The sequence below is a fragment of the Armatimonadota bacterium genome (assembly GCA_016869025.1).
Taxonomy (GTDB): Bacteria; Sysuimicrobiota; Sysuimicrobiia; order Sysuimicrobiales; family Humicultoraceae; genus VGFA01.
The window spans coordinates 1-18494 of the sequence record VGFA01000003.1; the positions used below are offsets into that span (position 1 = coordinate 1).

General features: G+C 67.5%; 17 protein-coding genes. All 17 read left to right on the forward strand.

The window, feature by feature from the left end:
• Positions 1 to 284: 284 nt before the first annotated feature.
• The 17 genes from FJX73_02565 to FJX73_02645 all read left to right on the forward strand — a co-directional run bounded on the left by FJX73_02565 (position 285) and on the right by FJX73_02645 (position 18425).
• Positions 285 to 791 carry a ribosome maturation factor RimP gene (locus FJX73_02565; protein MBM3469659.1) on the forward strand — a complete coding sequence of 169 codons (507 nt, stop codon included), beginning with the start codon at positions 285 to 287 and terminating at the stop codon, positions 789 to 791.
• Positions 788 to 1924: a transcription termination/antitermination protein NusA gene (gene nusA / locus FJX73_02570; GenBank protein ID MBM3469660.1), complete on the forward strand. Its 1137-nt coding sequence runs from the start codon at positions 788 to 790 to the stop codon at positions 1922 to 1924. The genes FJX73_02565 and nusA overlap by 4 nt, the downstream gene beginning before the upstream one ends.
• A 16-nt stretch (positions 1925 to 1940) precedes the next feature.
• The gene (locus FJX73_02575) at positions 1941 to 2231 is read left to right on the forward strand and encodes a YlxR family protein (GenBank protein ID MBM3469661.1); all 291 of its coding nucleotides are present in this window, start codon (positions 1941 to 1943) and stop codon (positions 2229 to 2231) included.
• 13 nt (positions 2232 to 2244) lie between these two features.
• Positions 2245 to 4830, forward strand: a complete 2586-nt coding sequence (gene infB / locus FJX73_02580) for a translation initiation factor IF-2 (GenBank protein MBM3469662.1) — start codon at positions 2245 to 2247, stop codon at positions 4828 to 4830.
• Between the two features lie 17 nt (positions 4831 to 4847).
• Positions 4848 to 5144, forward strand: a complete 297-nt coding sequence (locus FJX73_02585; GenBank protein MBM3469663.1) for a DUF503 domain-containing protein — start codon at positions 4848 to 4850, stop codon at positions 5142 to 5144.
• A 14-nt stretch (positions 5145 to 5158) separates the two neighbouring features.
• Positions 5159 to 5542 carry a 30S ribosome-binding factor RbfA gene (rbfA, locus tag FJX73_02590; protein MBM3469664.1) on the forward strand — a complete coding sequence of 128 codons (384 nt, stop codon included), beginning with the start codon at positions 5159 to 5161 and terminating at the stop codon, positions 5540 to 5542.
• A complete protein-coding gene (locus FJX73_02595; protein ID MBM3469665.1) occupies positions 5484 to 6485 on the forward strand; it encodes a hypothetical protein in 1002 nt (333 codons plus the stop codon). The genes rbfA and FJX73_02595 overlap by 59 nt, the downstream gene beginning before the upstream one ends.
• The gene (gene truB, locus FJX73_02600; GenBank protein MBM3469666.1) at positions 6475 to 7413 is read left to right on the forward strand and encodes a tRNA pseudouridine(55) synthase TruB; all 939 of its coding nucleotides are present in this window, start codon (positions 6475 to 6477) and stop codon (positions 7411 to 7413) included. Before FJX73_02595 ends, truB begins: the two co-directional genes overlap by 11 nt.
• Complete coding sequence (locus FJX73_02605) at positions 7410 to 8354, forward strand: bifunctional riboflavin kinase/FAD synthetase (protein ID MBM3469667.1); 945 nt, start codon at positions 7410 to 7412, stop codon at positions 8352 to 8354. The genes truB and FJX73_02605 overlap by 4 nt, the downstream gene beginning before the upstream one ends.
• A gap of 142 nt (positions 8355 to 8496) precedes the next feature.
• Positions 8497 to 8763: a 30S ribosomal protein S15 gene (gene rpsO, locus FJX73_02610; GenBank protein MBM3469668.1), complete on the forward strand. Its 267-nt coding sequence runs from the start codon at positions 8497 to 8499 to the stop codon at positions 8761 to 8763.
• 93 nt (positions 8764 to 8856) lie between these two features.
• On the forward strand, positions 8857 to 11109 hold the full coding sequence (locus FJX73_02615) for a polyribonucleotide nucleotidyltransferase (protein MBM3469669.1): 2253 nt from the start codon (positions 8857 to 8859) through the stop codon (positions 11107 to 11109).
• A 20-nt stretch (positions 11110 to 11129) separates the two neighbouring features.
• Positions 11130 to 12428, forward strand: a complete 1299-nt coding sequence (locus FJX73_02620) for an insulinase family protein (protein ID MBM3469670.1) — start codon at positions 11130 to 11132, stop codon at positions 12426 to 12428.
• 78 nt (positions 12429 to 12506) lie between these two features.
• Positions 12507 to 13328: a 4-hydroxy-tetrahydrodipicolinate reductase gene (locus FJX73_02625; protein ID MBM3469671.1), complete on the forward strand. Its 822-nt coding sequence runs from the start codon at positions 12507 to 12509 to the stop codon at positions 13326 to 13328.
• Between the two features lie 18 nt (positions 13329 to 13346).
• Positions 13347 to 14420 (forward strand): aspartate-semialdehyde dehydrogenase, encoded by a 1074-nt coding sequence (locus FJX73_02630; protein MBM3469672.1) that lies wholly within the window; start codon positions 13347 to 13349, stop codon positions 14418 to 14420.
• Positions 14417 to 15316 carry a 4-hydroxy-tetrahydrodipicolinate synthase gene (dapA, locus tag FJX73_02635; protein ID MBM3469673.1) on the forward strand — a complete coding sequence of 300 codons (900 nt, stop codon included), beginning with the start codon at positions 14417 to 14419 and terminating at the stop codon, positions 15314 to 15316. Before FJX73_02630 ends, dapA begins: the two co-directional genes overlap by 4 nt.
• Positions 15136 to 16140, forward strand: a complete 1005-nt coding sequence (locus tag FJX73_02640) for an undecaprenyl-diphosphate phosphatase (GenBank protein MBM3469674.1) — start codon at positions 15136 to 15138, stop codon at positions 16138 to 16140. The genes dapA and FJX73_02640 overlap by 181 nt, the downstream gene beginning before the upstream one ends.
• A 410-nt stretch (positions 16141 to 16550) precedes the next feature.
• Positions 16551 to 18425, forward strand: a complete 1875-nt coding sequence (locus tag FJX73_02645; protein MBM3469675.1) for a DNA translocase FtsK — start codon at positions 16551 to 16553, stop codon at positions 18423 to 18425.
• The last annotated feature ends 69 nt before the right edge of the window (positions 18426 to 18494 follow it).

Consider the following 18494-nt stretch of genomic DNA (forward strand, 5'->3'; position numbering starts at 1 on the left):
TCCCGGCGCACTGGCACAGTCCCCCGAAAATGCCCCGACAGGCAGCCGCCGCCACAACACCGCCTGAACGGCCCCGACGTGCGACAGGGCGCTGGCCTCTCCGGCTCCAAATTCCGAAACGGCTGCCCTGCGCTCCAAGGCCTTGCCTGGCCGTTAGGCGTTGTGGTAGCATTGCGGCGAAGACCGCTGCAGAACGCGTCCGGCTCTCCGCCGGCAGGCATGTCGTTGCGAGTGGGTGAGGTTGCCCGCTCGTTTTTCATGCGGCGGGGTGAGGAGACGGGTACGTGCGACACGCACCATGGAAGGACGAAGTCGAGCGCCTAGCCGCTTCGGTTGCGGGCCGGTGGGGGTACGTCCTGGCCGGCGTGGAGATCGTCGGGGAAGGGCGGCGCCCGCTAATCAGGGTCAGCGTGGAGGGGGAGGAACCCGTGACCGTGGATGCGTGCGCCAGGATTTCCGAGGAACTGGGGCGCGCGCTGGATCTGCACGACCCGATCCCGCACGCGTATGTTCTAGAAGTTGCGTCGCCGGGGCTGGACAGGCCGCTGCACGGAGAGGGCGACTTCCGCCGGTTCGCGGGGCGCAAGATCGAGCTCGAGACGCGCGAACCCGTGGATGGGCGCCGTCGGTGGAAGGGACGGCTGGCCGGGGTTGACGCCGGCAGCGTTGTTGTGGATGTGGAGAGCCAGTCGGTGCGGCTGCCGCTGGAGCAGGTCGCCTCGGCGCGGTTGGTCGTGGGGATGGAGGATCTTCGTCAAGATCTTGCCAAGGGGGGGCGCGGTAGGTCATGAACTTGGAGCTGCTGCGGGCGCTCGATCAGATCGAGGAAGAGAAGGGCATCGGCAAGGACGTCATCATAGACGCGATCGAGGCGGCCCTGCTGTCCGCATACAAGAAGAACTTCGGTGCCACCGCCCAGAGCATGCGCATCGAGATGGACCGCGCGACCGGTGAGATGCGGGCCTACCAGGTGCGCACCGTGGTGGAGGATGTTGACGACCCGACGCTGCAGATCGCGCTTGCACAGGTGCGTGAGTGGGACCCCACGGCCCAGGTGGGCGAGATGGTTGAGGTCGAGGTCACGCCCAAGGACTTCGGGCGCATCGCGGCGCAGACCGCCAAGCAGGTTGTCGTCCAGCGGCTCCGTGAAGCAGAACGGGAGATGGTCTACAAGGAGTTCCGCGACCGTGAGGGCGACATCGTCACCGGCATCGTGCAACGAATAGAGCGGAAGAACGTCTTCCTGGACCTCGGCCGCATCGAGGCCGTGCTGCCGCCCCCGGAGCAGATCCCGCGTGAGGGATACAGGCAGGGTGAGCGGGTGAAGGCCTACGTGGTCGAGGTGCGACAGGGCACAAGGGGTCCGCAGATCGTGGTCTCGCGCACCCACCCAGGACTGCTCAAGCGGCTGTTTGAGATAGAGGTGCCGGAGGTCTACGAGGGAATCGTGGAGATGAAGGCGATCGCTCGCGAGGCCGGCACGCGCAGCAAGATCGCGGTCGCGTCCCGGGATCGCAACGTGGACGCGGTGGGTGCCTGCGTCGGGCCGAAGGGATCGCGCGTGCAGGCGATCGTGGACGAGCTCCGCGGCGAGAAGATAGACATCGTCGCCTGGAGCCCAGACCTCGCGCAGTTCGCCGCGGCCGCGCTCAGCCCTGCCAGGGTGGTGCGGGTTGAGATCTCCGAGCCGACCAAGACGGCGCTTGTGATCGTTCAGGACCACCAGTTGTCGCTTGCCATCGGACGCGAGGGCCAGAACGCGCGGCTGGCGGCCAAGCTGACCGGCTGGCGCATTGACATCAAGAACGAGACGCAGATCAGGGAGATCGAGGCGCAGAAGATCTTCGTGGATCTCCCTGAGGAAGAGCCGGTCCTGGCCGAGACAGCCGCCGCCCCTGTCGCCGCGGACGAGCCACCGGCATAGCGGGCGGGCAGGACAGATGTCACCGGCCAGGCACGTGCCACAGCGCCAATGCGTTGCCTGCCGGCAGGTGCGACCGAAGCGTGAACTGGTACGGGTAGTGCGCACGCCTGCGGGGGAGGTGCGCGTGGACTTGACGGGAAAGGTGTCTGGGCGCGGGGCGTACATCTGTCCGAATACCGCCTGTGCCGAGACAGCGGTGCGGGAGCGCCGGCTGCAGCATGCGCTCGAGATAGCAGTCCCTGAGGCGATCGTCGAGGAGCTGCGCGCGGCGGCTGACCGCGGCGCGCAGCTCCCGGGTCGGGGTTAGAGGAGGCCGCTGGATGCGGGTGTACGAACTGGCAAAGGAACTGGGGCTGAGCACCAAAGAGCTAGTGGATGTGCTGGCGATGCTAAAGGTGCCGGTCAAGAGCCACAGCAGCAGCCTGAGCGTGGTGGCCGAACAGCGCGTCCGGGTGCACATTGCTGCCACGCGGCCCTCCAAGGGGAAGAAGCAGGCCGCCTCTCCCGCCGCCGCAGCGCCGCCACCGCCTGTCGTGATCCGGCCCGAGACCAAGACCCCAACCGGGGAGCGGATACTGGGCATGCGGAAGATTGTGCCTCCCCCGCAGCCGGTGGTAGAGCCGGTCGCGCCTCCCGAGGCGCCAGCGGTGCCGCAGCCCCAGGCAGTGCCTGAACTCCGTCCGGCTGCCGCGGCCCCCGCAGCTCCCGCAGCCGCCGCAATCCCCGTTAGCCCAGTGGCCCCCGCTGCTCCGGCAGATGTCGTGATTGCCGCCGCAGCCCCTGCCGCAGCGGTGACGCCCGCACCAGTTCCGCATGCGGCCGCGGGCGTCGTCGAGGCGCCTCCTGCGCCGCCTAAGGTTGTCCCGTCGCCTCCGCGGCCGAGGGAGGTCAAGATCGAGCCGGTCAGGCCGCCCAAGCGAGAAATCGTCAAGGAGGCGCCACGCGAGCCGGCCGGTCGCGGTGCGCCTCCTCCGCCGATAGTCCTCCCGCCGAGGGTTCCGGACACGGGTGACAGGCGCCGCCCGCCCGCGGGTCCTGGCAAACCGCCCGGCAAGCCCGCGATTCAGCCTCGCCGGCCCGTGTTCCGCCTGCCCCGTCGCAGGCGACGCGTGCGGGCGCGTCCGGTCGAGATCACCGCGGTGGAGGCGGTTCTCCCGGTCACGGCGGAGATCGAGTTGACAGGTCCGATCAGCGTGGGCGAACTCGCGTCGCGGCTGAACGTTGCACCTGGTGAGATCGTGCGGCGTATGCTCGACCAGGGCGTTCTGGCCGGGATCAACCAACAGATCCCGGCGGACATGGCCACCCAGGTCGCCGAGTCGCTAGGCACCGTTGTGCACCGGCCGCGGCCGGTGCCGGCAGCGCAGCAGGCGGTGCAGAAGATCAATCGGATGGTCGTGGCCGCAGGTGAGGGTGCCGTCGCCAGACCGCCCGTGGTCACGGTCATGGGGCACGTTGACCATGGGAAGACGACGCTTCTCGATGCGATCCGCCAGACCCGAGTCGCGGAGGCGGAGTTCGGAGGAATCACGCAGCACATCGGGGCTTCTGTGGTACAGTCCGGCGGCCGGGAAGTGGTGTTCATTGACACGCCGGGGCACGCTGCCTTCACATCCTTGCGCGCGCGCGGCGCGCAGGTGACCGATGTGGCGGTGCTGGTTGTGGCGGCCGACGACGGCGTCATGCCCCAGACCGTCGAGGCGGTCAACCATGCCAGGGCGGCAGGAGTGCCCATAGTGGTGGCCATCAACAAGATGGACCTGCCCCAGGCCAATCCCGACCGCGTCAAGCAGGGGCTTGCCGACCTGGGTCTGGTGCCGGAGGAGTGGGGCGGAGACACGATCATGGTGCCGGTGTCCGCCCGACAGAAGACCGGGCTGGACCATCTGATCGAGATGATATTGCTTGTGAGCGAACTCCAGGATCTGCGCGCCGACGTGGACTGCTCCGCGCGCGGGACGATCATCGAGGCCCGCCTGGACCGGGGCCGGGGACCTGTGGCGACTGTTCTCATACAGGAAGGACGCCTGCGGGTTGGAGACGCCGTTGTTGCCGGGGAGACCCACGGCCGCGTCCGAGCCATGATGGATGCGCGGGGCGCCCGGATGGATCAAGCGACGCCCTCGACGCCCGTAGAGGTCCTGGGGCTCGTGGAAGTCCCCCAGGCCGGCGACCTCCTGGAAGCGATGCGCGACGAGCGGATCGCGCGGGCAACGGCGGAGGAGCGTCGGGATCGCCGTCGCGCATCCGAGCAGGCCGCGGCGCATCCCGGGGTGGTCGCACCGCCAGGGGAGGGGCCTAAGGAGTTGCGCGTCATCATCAAGGGCGACGCGCACGGGTCGGTCGAGGCACTTCAGGCGGCCGTTCCCAAGCTATCCGGGCCTGAGGTGAAGGTTACCGTCCTGCACGCGGCGGTCGGCAACGTGACCGAATCGGACATCATGCTGGCCTCGGCCAGCCGGGCCGTTGTTGTAGGGTTCAACGTGAGGCCCGAAGCCCAGGTGCGGCGGATCGCCGAGGAAGAGCGCGTGGACCTGCGCGTGTACCGTGTGATCTACGAGGCGCTTGACGACCTGGCGGCCGTGCAGAAGGGCCTGCTCGCGCCGAAGGTCCTAGAGGTAGTCCTGGGGCAGGCCGAGGTGAGGCAGGTGTTCACCATCTCTCGCCTGGGGGTGGTCGCCGGGTCGTACGTGACAGGGGGTCGCGTCGTGCGCGGCGCGAAGGCCCGGATCGTCCGGGACGGCGTCGTGGTGTACGATGGGCGGATCGGCTCGTTGCGCCGGTTCAAGGAGGACGTTCGCGAGGTGTCCGACGGGTTCGAGTGCGGCATCGGTCTGGAACGCTTCAACGACGTCAAGGAAGGCGATCTGGTTGAGGCGTATGAGGTGCAGGAAGTACCCGCGTAGAAGTCCGCGGGAAGGGCTTGGAGGATGGGCAGATCATCGTCGGCGTCGTCCGCGTTGAACTGAGCCTGCCAGGCGCAAGAGGGCTGAAGGACAAGCGCCGTCTGGTCACGGGATTGATTGAAAGGGCGCAGAACCGGTTTCGTGTCTGCGCCGCCGAGGTGGACCACCAGGACAACTGGCGACGCGCGACCGTTGCGTTCGCCTGTCTTTCGACCTCCACGAGCCACGCGCACGCAGTCCTGGCCAAGGTGGCCGATTTCGTCGAGCGCCAGGCGGACCTGGTCGTGATGGAGTTCCAGGTCGAAATCCGGTGATGGAGCAGGAGACAATGGCTGGCACCCGCGCCCAACGGCTTGCCGAGGTGATTCGAACCGAGGCCAGCGACATTATCCGGCAGGGCCTCAAGGACCCGCGCATCGGGTTCATTTCCATAACCGACGTGGTGGTCAGCGGGGACCTTCGTCACGCCAAGATATTCGTGAGCGTGCTCGGTGACCAGGAGGCCAAGCAGCGGACGATGGCAGGGTTGAATCGGGCAACGGGGTACGTCCGCTCCCAGCTGGGCGCCAGGCTGGCGATGCGGTTCGTGCCGGAGATCCTCTTCCGCCTCGACGAGTCCATCGAGCGCGGGGCCCGCGTGTCGTCCCTGCTGCGTGAAGTTGACCAGGAGGGAGCGCGTGGACCCTCGGGAGACCATAGCCCGGACGCTTAGGACCAGCGGCCGGGTGCTGATCGTCTGTCACCTGGACCCCGACGGTGACTGCTTGGGCGCCGGCCTTGCGCTGGCCGGCGCGCTAGAGAAGATCGGCGTGGACGCGACGGTCGCGTGCGAGGACGGCGTACCCGACTCCCTCGCGTTTTTGCCCGGTGCGAGCAGGGTGGTCAGGGGCGTTCCCGACGACGTGAGGATTCCTGTCGCGGTCGCGCTGGAGTGCAGTAGCCCGGATCGGGCCGGGTGTCTGGCGCCGGTCCTGGAACGCGCCGGGACTCTGGTCGCCATTGACCATCACAGCGAGTCCCCCTTGGATGCCCAGTTGACTTACTGGGATCCGAAGGCCTCGGCGGTTGGCGAGCTGGTCATGGATCTGATTGCATCCATGGGAGTGAGCGTTGATCGTAAGATCGCCACCTGCCTGCTGGCGGCCCTGGTGACGGATACGGGCGTCTTCCGGTTCGCCAACACGACGCCCCGCGCGCTTCGGCTGGCCGCGGAGTTGATGGAACTGGGAGCGAGCCTCGGGGAGATTGTGCGCGCGGTCTACGAGCAACAGCCCGCGCCCGCTGTGCGGCTCCTGGGCCACGCCCTGGCTGCTGTCCAGCACTACGAGGGCGGCGCGATAGCCATGACCATCGTAACACCGGCGATGCTGGCCGCTGCCGGTGCCAGGTCGGATGACGTTGCGGGAATCGCCGCTGTGCTTCGAACGATCTCGGGCGTTCGGCTGGCCGTTGTGCTGGAAGATCGGGGGAACTCCGTTCGGGTTTCGCTTCGGGCCAGGGACGGTGTGCGCGCCGACCTCATGGCCCGTGCACTGGGTGGCGGAGGACACGCCGGAGCAGCCGGAGCCCAGATGAGTTGCACCATCGAGGAAGCCGCACCACGCGTACGCTCGGCGGCGTCACGCGCGATCCATTCGGTGGAGAATGACGCGTAGACCCCTGACGCCGGACCCGGCCCACATCTCCGGGGCGGTCAACGTGCTCAAGCCGCCTGGGATGACCTCGCACGACATGGTTGACGCGCTGCGGCGGCTCACCGGGGTGCGCAGGATCGGGCACACCGGAACACTCGACCCCGGCGCCTCAGGTGTGCTCGTGCTCTGCGTGGGCCGGGCAACGCGCATCGCCGAGTTTCTGTCGGACCAGCCCAAGGGCTATCGCGCCGAGTTCACCTTCGGCGTTGAGACCGATTCCGGCGACGCGTACGGTGCAGTGGTGGGCGGGAGCGATGCTTCTGGCCTAACCGCAAGTACGCTGGGGAAGGCGCTGACGGAGTTCGTGGGCGCGATCCAGCAGGTCCCACCCATGGTCTCGGCTGTGCGCAGATCAGGGCGCAGACTCTACGAGCATGCCAGGCGCGGGGAGGTCGTGGAGGTCGCTCCCCGCCAGGTCACGGTTTTCGAGATTCGCCTGCTGGAGTTCGTCCCCGGGCCCCGTGCTACCGCGCTGGTGCAGGTGGAGTGCTCCAAGGGAACCTACATTCGGGCTCTGGCCAGCGATCTGGGCAGGCGGCTGGGCGTAGGCGGGCACGCTTCCTTCGTGTTGCGCACGCGCGTCGGTCGCTTCACACTCGACTCCAGCCTCACGCTGGAGGAGCTCTCCGGGGCCGAGGATCTGGCGCGCCTTCTGGTGCCGCCTGATGAGGCCCTGAATCACCTGCCCGTGGTGGATCTCACAGCACTTCAACGCCGCCAGGTATTGGATGGTATGGCGATCCCGTTGTTCCAGATCCCCGGGTGGGCAAGTTTGCCAGCGGACCTGCCGATCCGCCTCCGTGACGAGCGGGGTCTGGTGGCCGTGGGCCGCGTGGAGGCCGGGCGTCTGCTTCCGTCTCGCGTTCTCAGAGGGACAGGCGCGCGATGAACGTTGTACGCGGGCTGGAGGATCTGCCTTCGGATACCGGGCCGGCCGCCGTGGCCCTGGGGACATTCGACGGGCTCCACCTGGGACACCGGGCGGTGGTTGCCGCGCTGCGGTCGGCTGCCGCGCGTGGAGGCCTGCGGTCCGTGGCCACCACGTTTGATCCTCACCCCCTGACTGTGGTCGCGCCGCCGGACCAGCCCTTCCTGCTGACAACGATCGAGGAACGGACCGATCTGTTCGCCCCCCTGGGGATTGACACGCTGCTGATCGTACGGTTCGACGCGGGATTGCGCGAGGTTTCGGCCGCTGGCTGGCTGGAGATGCTGTCCGGCCGGCTCCGGGCTCGCGAGATGGTTGTGTCCTCCAACCATGCCTTCGGCCGCGGTCGCGAGGGCAACATCGCAATGCTCCAGGGGTGGGCCGGTGCTCGGGGGATTGGTGTGACGGTCGTGCCGGCTGTGCACAACGGCGGAGCGGTCATCAGCAGCAGCGGGATCCGCGAGCGTCTTCGGGTCGGAGACGTCAGGACCGCTGCCCAATGGCTGGGCCGCTGGTACACGGTCCGGGGAGAGGTCGTTGCAGGCGACGGACGCGGCCGGGTCCTGGGAGTGCCCACGGCCAACCTCCAGATCAGCCCGCAGAAGGTGGTGCCGTGCCCGGGAGTCTATGCCGCCTATGCCACCGTAACCGGCCAGATTCACATGGCCGCGGTTAACATCGGCGTGCGGCCGACGTTCGGCGCCGGACCGCAGACGATGGAGGCGCACCTGCTGGATGCGGACCAGGACCTCTACGGGCAGACGGTTGATGTGGCGTTCGTCTCCAGGCTTCGAGATGAGCGGCGATTCCCGGACCGCGAGACCCTAGAGGTCCGGATGGCAGAGGATCTCATTGCCGTTAGGGCATGCCTGGAGAGTACAGGTAGCGGTGCGGACGGGTGAGGGCGAAAGGGTTTGCGCCCCTGGAGACGGTGTGCTACGATTGCTCTGACCCCGGCGGGGAGGCGCGTTGCTCCGACGCCCTCCCGGCCGCGGGCGTTCGTCATCTTGACATCCCGCCCGTGCGGGATTGAGGAGAGCAAAGATGCTTAAGCGTGAGGCCAAGCAGGGAATCCTCGGTAAGTACCGGCGACACAACGAGGACACAGGATCACCCGAGGTGCAGATCGCGTTGCTCACCGAACGGATCAATCACCTCGCCGGGCACCTCAAGAATCACGCAAAGGATTTCCACTCACGACGGGGCCTGCTGAAGATGGTGGGGCAGCGCCGGCGGCTGCTTGCTTATCTCGAGAGGGCCGACATCGCCGCCTACCGGCGAATTGTGGAATCGCTGGACCTGCGGCGCTGACTCCGGGCTGCCACGCGCGCCCGGGACCCAGCACGATTCACGGGAACCAGCACGATACTACCCTAGTCCGTGTGGGAAGGATGGGATATCCTCATGAACCTTGCAGCGTTGGTCCGCCGCGCTGAGGCCGAGATCGGCACTGGCCGGATGGTGTTTGAAACCGGCCTGCTGGCAAAGCAGGCTTCCGGGGCCGTTACGGTAACGTGCGGCGAGACAGTCGTCCTTGTGACCGCGACGATGTCGGACACCCCGAGGGAAGGGATAGACTTCTTCCCTCTGACGTGCGATTTCGAGGAAAAGATGTACGCCGCCGGGAAGATCCCTGGCGGCTTCTTCAAGCGGGAAGGGCGCCCGGGCGAGAGGGCGATCTTGACCTCCCGCCTCATTGACCGGCCGATCCGTCCGCTGTTTCCCAAGGGATTCCGCAATGACGTCCAGATCGTTGCCACCGTGCTCTCCACCGATCAGGAGAACGACCCGGGCATCGCCGCGGTGAACGGCGCGTCCGCTGCGCTGGTTCTGTCCGGGATCCCGTTCGGAGGGCCCATTGGTGCGGTAAGGATGGGCCTGATCGAGGGCGATCTCGTGGTGAACCCTACCCTTCGCCAGGTGGAGGAGCAGAGCCGTCTCGACCTGGTCGTAGCCGGGACCGAAGACGCCATCATCATGGTTGAGGCCGGTGCCGACGAAGTACCCGAATCACGGTTGATCGAGGCGATCGCGCGGGCGCACTCCGAGATTCGCCGCATCGTGGCCGCGCAGCGCGAGCTGGCGGCCGCAGCCGGCAAGCCCGCACGCGTCCCATCGCTGGTGAAGCACGATCCGGCGATGGAGGACGCGGTTCGCAGCGCGGCCCTGCCACTTGTGCTCCAGGCCCTGGCCAGCCCCGAGAAGCTGGCGCGAGAGGACGCGCTGCGTGCCGTGGAGACGGAGGTGGCCGCGAAGATCGGCGAGCAGTTACCGTCTGCCGCCGGAGCGATCGGCGAAATCATCTCCTCCGTCGCAAAGGAAGCGGTCAGGCGCAGGATTCTCGAGGATGGAGTCCGGCCGGACGGCCGTGGAACAAAGGAGATCCGGCCGCTGGCATGCGTAGTGGGCCTGCTGCCCCGCGCGCACGGGTCTGGGCTGTTCCAGAGGGGGCAGACCCAGGTCCTCGCGATTGCTACGCTGGGAACGGGTGACGACAGGCAGCGGTTGGATGACATAGGCATACGCGAAGAGAAGCGCTACATGCACCACTACTCGTTCCCACCGTTCTCCGTGGGTGAAGCCCGTCCGCTGCGCAGCCCCGGCCGCCGCGAGGTCGGGCACGGTGCCCTGGCCGAGCGGGCGCTGGAACGAATGATCCCTGATCAGGAGCAGTTCCCCTACGTGATCCGCGTGGTTTCCGAGGTCCTGGAATCGAACGGAAGCACGTCCATGGCTGCGGTGTGCGCTTCTACCCTGTCGCTGATGGACGCGGGCGTTCCCATCCGGGCCGCCGTGGGCGGGATTGCCATGGGGCTAATCTCAGGGACCGATGGCAAGTATGCCATCCTCACCGACATCCAGGGCATCGAGGATGCCATGGGCGACATGGACTTCAAGGTCGCAGGCACGCGCGAGGGCGTTACCGCGCTCCAGATGGACGTCAAGACATCCGGGCTCCGACAGGGCGTGCTGACCGAGGCGTTGGAGCAGGCACGGGAAGCCCGGCTCACGATCCTGGACGCCATGTCCAACGCCCTGCCCGCCCCCCGTGTCACGCTGTCGGCTCATGCCCCGCGCATCCTCACGCTGCAGATCAACCCCGAGAAGATCCGCGAGATCATCGGTCCTGGAGGCAAGGTGATCAACAAGATCACCGCGGATACAGGGGCCAAGATAGACATCGAGCAGGATGGGCGTGTATTCATCGCCTCGGTAAACGAGGACGCGGCCCGGCGCGCCATGGCCATGATCGAGGGCATCGTCCGCGAGGTGCAGGTGGGAGAGACCTACCAGGGCCGCGTTACGCGGGTGTTGAACTTCGGGGCGTTCGTCGAGCTGCTGCCCGGCAAGGAAGGCCTGGTGCACATCTCTGAACTATCCTACGGCCGTGTCAACAAGGTCGAGGACGTGGTCAAGGTGGGCGATGAGCTCCAGGTGAAGGTGAAGGAGATTGACAGTCTGGGTCGCGTCAACCTTACGCACCGCGGTACGCAGCCTCCCCCGGAAGGATGGGAGGAGGAGGCCGACGAGCCCCAGCCAGCCGACGTAGAGCACAGGCCGCGATCACCCCGTCCGCGTCCAGGTGACGCCCGCGGCGGGCGCCCGCCGCGACGGCGCGATGGCAGCGGCAGGCCTCCCCGCAGGCCGCATCCGTAACCGAACCGCGGCAGGCCTCGATGGATCCGACGCATAGGTCGGTGCTGCCTAACGGCATTCGGGTATTGACCGAGGCCATGCCGCAGGTTCGCACCGCGGCGATTGGCCTGTGGATCGGGGCCGGGTCACGGTACGAGGCCGCTGAGGTCCACGGCGTTTCGCACTTCCTAGAACACCTGTTCTTCAAGGGCACGCGCGGCCGGTCTGCTCTGGCAATCGCCCAGGCGGTGGACGCGCTGGGCGGCCAGATGAACGCCTTCACCGACAAGGAGCACACCTGCATCTATGTGAAGGTGCTGGCGGATCACCTTCCACCGATCGTGGAGTTGATGGCGGACATGCTGCTCAACTCCTCGTTCGATCCCGTCGCCATCGAGCGAGAGCGGCAGGTCATCACGGAAGAGCTCAAGATGTACGAGGATTCGCCGGACGCGATGGTGCAGGACCTGATCGCTCAGACGATCTGGAACGGGCACCCGCTCGGCAGGCCGGTCATCGGGACGCGCAGGACCGTTTCCCGTCTGAAGCGCGCCGACTTCGTTCGGTACGTCGAGGAGCGCTACAGACCCGACAACGTCCTCGTGGCTGTTGCAGGGGACGTTGAACACCGGGCGGCCACGGAGCTCATCGCGCGCCACCTCGGGCAGTGGGACGGCCGAACGGTCACGCAGGAGACTCTCCGTCCCTCGCTGACGCCGGCGGTAACCATCCGATCGAAGGAGATTGAGCAGGTGCATCTCTGCGTCGCCACGCGAGGCTGCTCGGCGGCCGACGAGGACAGGTACGTGCTGGCAGTGCTCGACAACCTGCTTGGTGGAGGGATGAGCAGCCGCCTCTTCCAGGAGATCAGGGAGAAGCGCGGACTCGTGTACAGCATCGCGTCGTATCCGGCCTCGTACCGGGAGGGCGGGCTCTCGGTCGTATACGCGGCCATGAGTCCCAAGAACGGCCCTGAGGTCGTGCGCCTCATCATGGAGGAGATCGCGGCGCTGTCCGATCCTCTTGACGAGGCCGAGCTGCAGCGCGCAAAGGAGTCGCTCAAGGGCAGCGTCATGCTCCCGCTCGAGAGCACCAGCGGCCGGATGAACAAGCTGGCGGGCTCAGAGCTCTACCACAGCCGGCAGATAGACCTGGACGAGATCCTGGGGCGCATAGACGCGGTGGACGGGGCCGCGGTGCAACGCATGGCAGCCGAGATCTTCACGCCCGACCAGATGGCGATGGCCGCCATAGGGCCGTTCGGGGTGCACGGCACCCCGCGCGCGCCGCTGGAACGTGCCTTCGACCGGTCGGTGGGCATCCTGGCAACCCGGCAATAGGAGCCCGGAACCCCGTCTCAGAAACTAGGGCGCCGCCTGAAAGGGAATTCCTGCTGGCGGCGTCGAACGCCTCCCGTCATGGATACGATCCGTGTTGCCGTCAGTGGTGCTGCCGGTCGTATGGGCCGGACCGCGATCCGCGCCATCGCTCGCGAGCCGGATATGGTCCTGGTTGGCGCCCTGGAGCGCGACCAGGCAATCGGGCAAGATGCCGGAGAGCAGGCCGGCTCCAGGCACCTGGGTGTCACGGTAACCGACTCCGTGGAAGCCATCATCGCCGCGGGCCCGGACGTGCTGGTGGAGTTCGCACCGGGGCGGGTGGCCGCAGATCACGCCCGCGCAGCAATCGAGGCCGGCATCCGGCCGGTCGTGGGAAGCACCGGGATCCCTGCGAGCGACATCGAGCTCCTGGGCGAACTGGCGGCCCAGAGCAAGATCGGTGCCGTGATCGCTCCCAACTTCGCGATCGGCGCGGTCCTGATGATAGAGTTTGCCCGGCTTGCCGCGCCCCACCTTCAACAGGTGGAAATCATCGAACTACACCACGACCGCAAGCGCGACGCGCCCTCGGGCACCGCGGAGAAGACCGCGCGCGCCATCGCATCGGTCCGGGCCGAATCCCCGGCCACCGCGTTGCCGGCCGCTGCCCCATCCGGGGAGGAACTCGTTACCGGCGCGCGGGGCGGCGTAGTCGAAGGGGTCCGCGTGCACAGCGTACGTCTGCCCGGCCTGGTCGCGCACCAGGAGGTCATCTTCGGTGGCCCTGGCCAGGTCCTCACGATCCGGCACGACTCCACGAGCGAGGAGTCGTTCATGCCCGGGCTGCTGCTGGCGGTCCGCCGCGTGCCCGAGCTGAGCGGCCTGGTCTACGGACTGGAGCACCTGCTAGGATTGCGCTAGTCAACCGGAGGGGCAGTGATGGTCGGCGGACTTCGTGTTGCGGTGATCGGCGCCACCGGCGTTGTGGGCGGCGCGATGGTCCGGATTCTAGAGGAGCGGGGATTCCCCACCGCCTCGCTGCGGCTGTTTGCCACTGCCCGGTCCGCCGGCCGGACCGTGGTCTTTCGCGGCAGGGCGGTCCCGGTCGAGGAGACCGGCGACGGCGTGCTGGAGTCGGATCTAGTGCTGTTTGCCGGAGGCGACGACGCCAGCCGGCGCCTGGCGTGGGCGGTGGCCGAAGCCGGTGGGGTCGCGGTGGACAACTCATCCACGTGGCGAATGGATCCCAGGGTGCCCCTCGTTGTCCCGGAGGTCAACGCCGGCGCGCTGCGCGGGCACCAGGGTGTGATCGCCAACCCGAACTGCGTCGCTGCGGCCCTGGTCATGGCGCTGAAGCCGATACACGATGCCGCAGGAATCCGTCGCTGCATCGTGGCGACCTATCAGTCGGTCTCCGGTGGCGGCGCGGACAACATGCGGGCGCTCCTGGCGCAGAGCCAGGGGTTGCTCGAGGCCACCGATGCTCTGGAGACCGGTGACGCGGATCGCATCACCGCGGCCGCCGGGACTGCGTCGCCCGTGGCCTTCAACGTCCGGCCGCAGTGGAGATGGGAATCGGACGGCGAGACCGAGGAAGAGAACAAGATCGTTGCGGAGACGCGGAAGATACTGGCCACCGACCTCCTGATCAGCGTGACGGCGATGCGCGTGCCCGTGTTGGTGGGACACACGCTCGCGGTTCACCTGGACCTGGCCCGACCTCTTGCTCCCGACGCGGCCCGGGCCGTCCTGAGAGGGGCACGCGGTGTTGAGGTCGTGGACGACCCCTCGGCCGACCTCGTGCCGACACCCCTGCTGGCTGCTGGAAGAGACCCGGTGTATGTTGGCCGCCTGAGGGCCGACCGTTTCGACCCGCACGGGCTGAGCCTGATCGTCTGTTCCGACAATCTGCGCAAGGGCGCCGCCCTCAACGCGGTGCAGATCGCCGAGTACATGCTGGCAGCAGGCATGCTGTTTCGCCGCGGGGAGACAGCGCGGCACCAGGGGGGATGACGATGCCGTTCTTCGGCCACCTGATAACCGCAATGGTAACGCCGTTCGACGCCGACGGCCGGGTTGACTACGCCGGGGCCGCGGCGCTGACCGGCCGCCTGATTTCGAGCGGGAACGACGGCCTGGTGGTTGCCGGCACCACCGGGGAGTCTCCGACGCTCTCCGATGACGAGAAGATCCGGCTCTTCGCCGCGGTGAAGGAAGCGGCCGGCGACCGGGCCAAGGTGATCGCAGGAACCGGAACGTACGACACCGCGCACTCGATCCACCTGTCAAAGGAGGCGCACCGCGCGGGCGCAGACGGCCTGCTCCTGGTGAACCCCTACTACAACCGACCGTCGCAAGACGGGCTCTACGCCCACTTCCGGGCCGTCGCCGAGAGCACGCCGCTGCCGGTGATGCTGTACAACATCCCGGGCCGCACCGGTGTGAACTGCATGCCTGAAACGATAGCCCGTCTCGCCGAGATCCCAAGCATCGTCGCCGTCAAGGAAGCCGCCGGAAGTCTCGACCAAGTGTCGGAGATCCGCGTGAGGACGCCTGATCGGTTCAGCATCTACAGTGGCGACGACAGCCTGACTCTACCTAAACTGGCGGTTGGGGCAGTGGGGGTTGTGAGCGTCGCCGGGAACCTGGCCGGCCTTGAGATCCAGGCGATGATTCAGTCCTTCCTCGCCGGCAAGGTCGAAGAGGCGTTGCGCCTGCACCGCCGCCTGTGGCCGCTCTTCAAGGTGCTGTTCATAACCACCAACCCGGTACCGGTGAAGGCCGCGTTGCGGCTGGCCGGCCTCGACTGCGGGCGGGTCAGGCTGCCCCTGGTGGATGCAACGCCCAAGGAGGAGGAGCAGATTCAGGTTGTGCTGCGCGCGTTGGGCCTGATGCCGGCCCAAGCGTGAGCCCTGCCGGTGTGCCCGTGCTCGACCTTGTGGTTCTTGGAATCGTCCAGGGGCTGACCGAGTTCCTCCCCATCAGCAGCACCGCCCACCTGCTTTTCGCCGAGCACTACCTGGGCATGTCCAGGCCAGGGCTCGTGCTGGAGGCCGCGCTGCACATCGGCACCACCCTTGCTGCCTGCGTGCTGTTCTGGCCGGACGTCCTCCGGATCGTCCGCAGCATTCCAGGGCTCCTGCGGGGGGCCGCAGAGCCGCGCGTACACCCTCCGGATCCCGCGGCCCGGATGGCAGTTGCGATCGTGATCTCCACCGCGGTAACAGCCGCCTTGGGTCTCGCGCTTGCCGGTCCGCTGGAGCGTATGTTCGAATCGGTCCGCGCTACCGCGGTACAACTCCTGATAACCGGCCTGATCCTGCTCTGGAGCCGCGAACGCGGCACGAGATCTGCCGGTGAGGTCACGGCAAGGGATGGCGTGGTCCTTGGCCTGGCACAGGCCCTGGCGATAGTGCCGGGGATTTCGCGATCAGGGGTCACGATAGTTGCCGGCCTGGCGCTCGGCCTGCAGCGCACCGAGAGCGCCCGGATGTCTTTTCTCATGTCCATCCCGGCAATCGCAGGAGCCAGCGCCTTTGCGTTGAAGGACGCCGGGATGGCCACACGCATGGGGTATGCGCCGCCAGAACTGCTGGCGGGCGCGGTCGTAGCCGGCATCTCGGGCGGGCTGGCCATCCTGTGGCTGGTTGATCTCATCAGACGCCACCGGCTGATCGCGTTCAGCGCCTACTGCTGGCTGGTCGGCCTGCTGGTTCTGCTGACGGCGAGGTAGACGGAATGGCCAGGCGAAGGCAGTCCCGCCCGCCCTCGCACAACCGGCCGGTGGCGGCCGGATGGGCGCTCGTGCTGGTTGCGATCGTGCTCGGGCTAGCATACCTGCCGGGCGCGACCGGTATCCCCCTGTTGCTGGCCCGCTGGCAGCGCCTCCTGTTGGGCACGGCTGCCCCGGCCCTCCCTTCCTACGTTCTGGTCGCCGGCCTGATCCTGATGGCCGCGGGCGAACGCGCCCGCCTCAGCCGGAGGATCGTGGGCTTCCTGATGGCGTCGGCGACGGCCCTGCTGGCGCTGCACGCCTGGACCGGCGGCGCAGATCTCCTGGGCGCGGGCCTGGAGGGGCGAGGCGGAGGCGTGGTCGGGGGCGGCCTCACATGGGTTCTTGCCCGGGGTCTGGGACGGAACGGGATGTGGGTGGCCATCGGTGTACTGACGGTGACGAGCCTCTGCCTGCTGACCGGCGTAACGCTCGCGTCGGCAGGGGCAGGCCTCCGCGCCGCCGCGCGGGGCGGGATCCTCGTCGTGGTCGTGCTTCTGCGCCTGGTCGCGCGTCTTGCCGCGGGCCTGGTTCGTCTTCTCGAGGCAGGGGCTCACACTCTCTGGTCTGCGATCCAGGCCTACCTGCGCAGGGAACGCCGGGCAGAGCAGTCCCCGACCGAGATCGCAGTCGCACCGGATCTGCGCGGGCCCGTTCGTACGGCTGAGGCACCCCAGGTGCCGCCTTCCCAGGAACCGGAAGGCGTCCCTTCTCACGCACCCGAACCACACGCACCCGAACCATTGGTACGCGCCAAGGCGCAACCCAGGGCATCGAGGCCACAGGAACGGGGCCAGCAGGAACGGCTCGATTTCGCCACCGCGGACTACCAGCTTCCGTCCATGTCAATGATAGGGGAGGGTGGGGGAGCCAGGGCGCGCGGCCGGGTTGACCCGGCCGAGACCGCCAGGGCCCTCGAGCAGACGCTGGAGAGCTTCGGGGTCAAGGCGCATGTGGTGCACTGGGAGGTCGGGCCGGTGGTGACGCGCTTTGAGGTGCAGCCCGAGCCCGGGGTGAAGGTCCAGCGGATCACCAGCCTCACCAATGACATCGCCCTGAACCTGGCCGCCCAGAGCGTGCGGATCGAGGCGCCGATACCAGGGAAGTCGGCCATCGGGATCGAGCTGCCCAACCTGAAGGCAAGTCTGGTGCATCTCAGGGAGATCCTGGCGGCGGAGGTGTTCCAGAAGGCCACCTCTCCGCTCGTGGTCGCGATCGGAAAGGACATCGCAGGGCACGCAATCGTGGCCGACCTGGCCGAGATGCCCCACATGCTGATTGCCGGCGCGACCGGGTCCGGGAAGTCGGTGGCGCTGAACGCGATGATTGCCAGCCTTCTTTTCCGCAGCACCCCCCGCCAGGTTCGGCTCGTCATGATTGATCCCAAGCGAGTGGAACTCACCGACTACAACGAGATCCCTCACCTGCTCACGCCCGTGGTCACGAACCCCCGCCAGGCCGCCAGCGTGCTCAAGGACATGCTGAGGGTAATGGAGCAGCGCTTCGAGCTGTTCGCCGCGGCGGGCGTGCGCAACATCCAGAGCTACAACCAACTCGCCGACGTCGAGCCGTTGTACTACATCGTCATCATCGTTGACGAGCTGGCCGATCTCATGATGGTCGCCCCGGCCGACTTCGAGGACATCATCTGCCGCCTTGCCCAGATGACCCGGGCCACCGGAATCCACATGGTGGTGGCGACGCAACGGCCCTCCGTGGACGTGATAACCGGGCTGATCAAGGCCAACATCCCATCGCGTCTGGCATTCGCGGTCTCCAGCCAGGTGGACAGCCGGACGATCCTGGACGGCCCAGGAGCGGAGAAGCTGCTGGGCCGCGGCGACATGCTCTTCATGCCGCTGGGCGTCTCCCGGGCGATCCGCGCCCAAGGCGCGTACATCGCGGACGACGAGATTCGTACGCTCGTCGGATGGTGGCGGGGGCAAGGCACGCCGGTCTACGACACGGCGCTGGTCGAGGCGCAGCAGTCCGCGGCCACCGAGGAATCGGCCGACGGTGAGCGGCTCGTCGAGGCCGCCAGATTGGTCGTACGGACCGGGTACGGCTCGGTGTCCCTGCTCCAGAGGAAGATGCGCATAGGCTACGTGACCGCGGCCCGTCTCGTGGACGAGTTGGAGACCCGAGGGATCGTGGGGCCGGTGCAGGGAAGCAACCCCCGCGAGGTGCTGATCGGCCTCGATGATCTCGACCGGCTTCTGCGCAAGAAGGCGCCGCCAACATCGTAGCCGGCGCCTCCCAGAGGCGCCCGAAGGACTCCCATCGGTCCGGCCAGAAGTACCACAAGAACAACCAGA